Annotated in this window: 2 protein-coding genes, 2 tRNA genes and 1 pseudogene; all 5 read right to left on the bottom strand. The window is 34.2% G+C overall.

The window, feature by feature from the left end:
• Window positions 1-334 precede the first annotated feature (334 nt).
• A tRNA-Leu gene (locus K8V80_RS05140) sits at window positions 335-419 on the bottom strand.
• Between the two features lie 185 nt (window positions 420-604).
• Window positions 605-689: transfer RNA gene (locus K8V80_RS05135), tRNA-Leu, on the bottom strand.
• Window positions 690-769: 80 nt separating this feature from the next.
• Complete coding sequence (locus K8V80_RS05130; RefSeq protein WP_276775884.1) at window positions 770-1,789, bottom strand: S41 family peptidase; 1,020 nt, start codon at window positions 1,787-1,789, stop codon at window positions 770-772.
• Between the two features lie 13 nt (window positions 1,790-1,802).
• Complete coding sequence (locus tag K8V80_RS05125) at window positions 1,803-2,666, bottom strand: DUF3316 domain-containing protein (RefSeq protein WP_276775882.1); 864 nt, start codon at window positions 2,664-2,666, stop codon at window positions 1,803-1,805.
• An 18-nt stretch (window positions 2,667-2,684) separates the two neighbouring features.
• Window positions 2,685-3,892: pseudogene (locus K8V80_RS05120) on the bottom strand (DNA gyrase/topoisomerase IV subunit A); the annotation flags it as partial.

Raw genomic sequence — 3,892 nt, 5'->3', positions numbered from 1 at the left:
TTAAATCTTTCAGAGCTACATTCAGAGGAGTAGATGATGTAAAGTTCTATCTGTATAGAGTGATGATGCTATACGCTTAATTGTTAAATCCCCAACTTTACGGACTGACCCACTAAAAGCCTTTAGGACTCAACTAAGAGGGGTTACAGATATTAGTTTCTTCCTATTTAGAGTGACTAAACTATTTGCTTAATAAGTTATCCCCCCAAGTTTTGCAGGTGATCCGAAATAATTACCATCTCAATATTGAAGTATCCAAGCGTTATAATAACGCTATTCTAGATTAGATATATAATAAAAGAGCTTCTGAAAACTCAGAAGCTCTTTTTATTATTGGTGCGGATGAAAGGACTCGAACCTTCACGTCTCACGACACTAGATCCTAAGTCTAGCGCGGCTACCAATTACGCCACATCCGCAGATGTTGTGCTATCATTTGATTGCGATGCAAATGTACTTTATTTTTTTATTTCTGCAATAAGTTATCATGTTTTTTTATATCAGGAAATAAAAATATTTGAAATCCGTTAACATGTTTCAAAAGCTTCAAGCTATAATGTGAAATAAAAAAGCTTCTGAAAACTCAGAAGCTTTTTTATTTTATTGGTGCGGATGAAAGGACTCGAACCTTCACGTCTCACGACACTAGATCCTAAGTCTAGCGCGGCTACCAATTACGCCACATCCGCAAGAATGTTTTGCATTTCTTTTGATTGCGTTGCAAAGGTATATCTTTTTTTTATTCTAGCAAATTATATGCAAATATTTTTTAGAATATTTTTCTTGCAGCTTCAATTATAGTATCAATCCCCTTTATCTTATCTGCATTCGTCATATCGACTTTAATGTCGGGCTCTATTCCAAACTCAATATGTTCCATCTTAGCATTCAAGTGCGGGCTAGCAGAATATCTTACAGTCCATCCATTGGGCAGCTCTGAAGTATAGGCTAGACCTCCTCCTCCTCCTGTTTTATCTCCTATAATAGTGACATTAGGAAAACAACCCATATTGTTAGTAAAGTCATTAGCTGCACTATATGTGTGTCTGTTTACCAATAAAGCTACACCTTTCTGCCAGCGTAATCCATTTGATGGTTTTACTTTTACTTCGTAGGGAGAAGAAAAATCATTGTGTCCTTTACCTCGCTTATGTTGAATGTAGCTAACTATAATTTCTTCTTCTGTAAAATGAGAGGCAAGCTTAGTTGAATTAGTAATATTACCTCCTCCATTGTTTCTGATATCAATAATAATACCTTTACAAAGTGCTAAGTGCTTTAAGGCCTGAGATATATTATTATCACTGATAGGTGTAAGAAAACTTTCGTAATAAATATATCCTACGTTATCTTCTAGAATTCTATATTTTAAGCCTCCTGCAATTTTATAATCAGTCCCTTTCCCTAAATATTTTTCTTGAATAGTTTCATCAAAGTTTCTTGGGTAGTCTTCGTACCACTCCCAATATCTGGCTAAGTCGAAGTTAGATGATAAGTTAACATGTCCGTCTTTTAACTCTCTGGTCATAGATCCTAACACTTCAAAAAGATCTTCATCCGACATGTTTTTAGTTATTTTCTGGCTATATTCTTCATAAACATCATTCCAATCAATGTCTTTGTAGTTGAAATAGCAATACCCTTCATCAAGTATTTTCCATAAAGCTTCAAAGTTTCCCCATGGAGTGTTATCTACTTTTTCTTCTCTTATACAGCTTGTAAATAGGACATTTATCATTAATAGGAGAGAAAATATCTTATATGTTTTTTTGAACGTACTATATATCATAACTTAAAACGAGTTAATAAGCTTTTAAGCCCGATGGTACATGAATGGTTTCTTTTGGCTTTAGTTTACACATTTCAGTAACAAATCCAAACATGAACGTGTGAGTGTAGGAGTGTGCTCTTATGTTATTTATCTTAGATTGTTGTATATCGCAGATATAGCTAAGCCTTAATTTTACAGCTTTAATGGGTAAATCTACCGAAAAAAACTGTCTGATAGAAGGCTGGTTGTGGAAAGAAGTGAATTTTAATGTTCCACTATCATTCCCTAGAGAGAATATTTCGTAATAAGATTGTCCATAGTGTGGTGAAAACATCATACCCATTACAGGTATATTTACTTGATATCTTAATGTAAGTGGATAATTCTTGATTTTAGTATTCCAAATAGCCATACCTGAAGGAGCTAAGTTTAAATAGAATTTAGCTGAGGCTGGATTATTTCCATTTCTAAGATTGTAAATGAAGCCTAAGTTGGCATCAATCAGTGCTCCTGCTAATAGTTTAAAGTTGGGTGAGATTCTAAATTGGTAATGTAAACCATAATTCCAGTTTAGCAAACCTGAAAATGAATTATTATTGTCAACGTGGTTGTGCGTATATGATATATTTGCTTGTAGGAAATTTTGAACCGATATATTTCCATCCCACAGACGTGTCATTTTCATCGTTTCTCTTGAAATCCTAAAATCTATACCTTTATATTCTTGTGGAGAAAGGTAGGTGTCATAGATGTTGGAATATCCTATACCATACGAAACTGCCCTGTTTATAACTGGAGCGTATTGTACCGTATCTTTCTTTATATGTGATTGTGCATTTATGTTTGTAAGGAGCACAGCTAATAAAATAGCACTCCATATTAATCTTTGTTTCATAGGTAGATCTGAAAATTTTTAGAATAGTTCCATTTGTCCATTATTTATCCCTTTCATCGTCGATTCGTCTTCTTTAGATTCCAAATTAGAGTCATCTTCAGCTGAGGAAGAGTCATTTCTCTCTATTGTTTTAATTGTAGGTTCTATTTCTTTAGGTTCTTGATTCGTGTCTTCATCAGCTTCGTTTTCTTCATCTTCTGGGCTCCAAGGGTTCAGTTCTATAATTTCAGCGATGTCATAAGTCGTAATTCTTTTTCCTTTGGCACCAAATCCTTTCTGATCAATAAACTTCACTGCATCAATGGTGATAGGATCCCTGTGTTTGTCAACTCCTCCAAAAACGACTTTAAATATAGGAGAGGGGTTTGTGGTAAGGATAACTTCTCGACTCTTCTCATTGCCTCCTAAATAACTTTCGGGTTTGTTCACGTCTTCAAAAGTAAATCTTTTTAAATAAGGAAAGTTTTTGTTGTTTGCGTCGAATAGAACAGCTGTCCATACCTTTTCTTCATCAAGTTTCTCAATATGAGTTATGTTTCCTTCAAAGTGAGTAGATATGTCATACGAGCAGGTATAGAAAATACCTTTATCTGTAGTTACTAAAATTCTGTCCTCATCGGTAAATTCTCCAAGATATAAGCCTCTTTCATCATGATTTAATTTCTTTACATCTGGGTCAAACCAAATATCAACACCACCTAGGGTAGAGCCACCTTGTTCTTTTAAGGTGATTTTTTTAACATCACGCTTAGTTAATATATTACCTTTAGCTTGCTTTCCTTTGATTCCAATTTCGCTAAAGTCTTCATCAAACTCTGTTTTACGAATGCGATTGCGCTCACTTCTTCTTATTTTAAGAGAGACATGAATCACTTCTGCTTCTCCGTTAGGATTAGAACTAAAGTAAACAATTTCAGAGCCAGGTGTACCTTGTGTTACATCATAATCTTTATCTCTGATAACAGATGTTACAAAGAATCTTTTGATATAGTGAATTCCTCCTTCTTTTCCATCCCTATAAACAACATTGTATATAGTTCTTTCATCATCTTTTTGGAATACGTCAATATGAATTACGTCTTTTCCTATGAATTTTTTATCTGCTACAGGAGTAATCATATAGGTACCATTCTTGTAGAAGATTATAATATCGTCGAAATCAGAACAGTTATTTATAAACTCACCCCCTTTTAAATCTGTACCCATAAAACCTTCGTCTGCATTGA

This window comes from Bacteroides coprosuis (assembly GCF_020741705.1).
GTDB lineage: Bacteria > Bacteroidota > Bacteroidia > Bacteroidales > Bacteroidaceae > Bacteroides_E > Bacteroides_E coprosuis.
The sequence above is the reverse complement of the archived record's forward strand: the minus strand, read 5'-3'. Positions and strand labels throughout refer to the sequence as shown.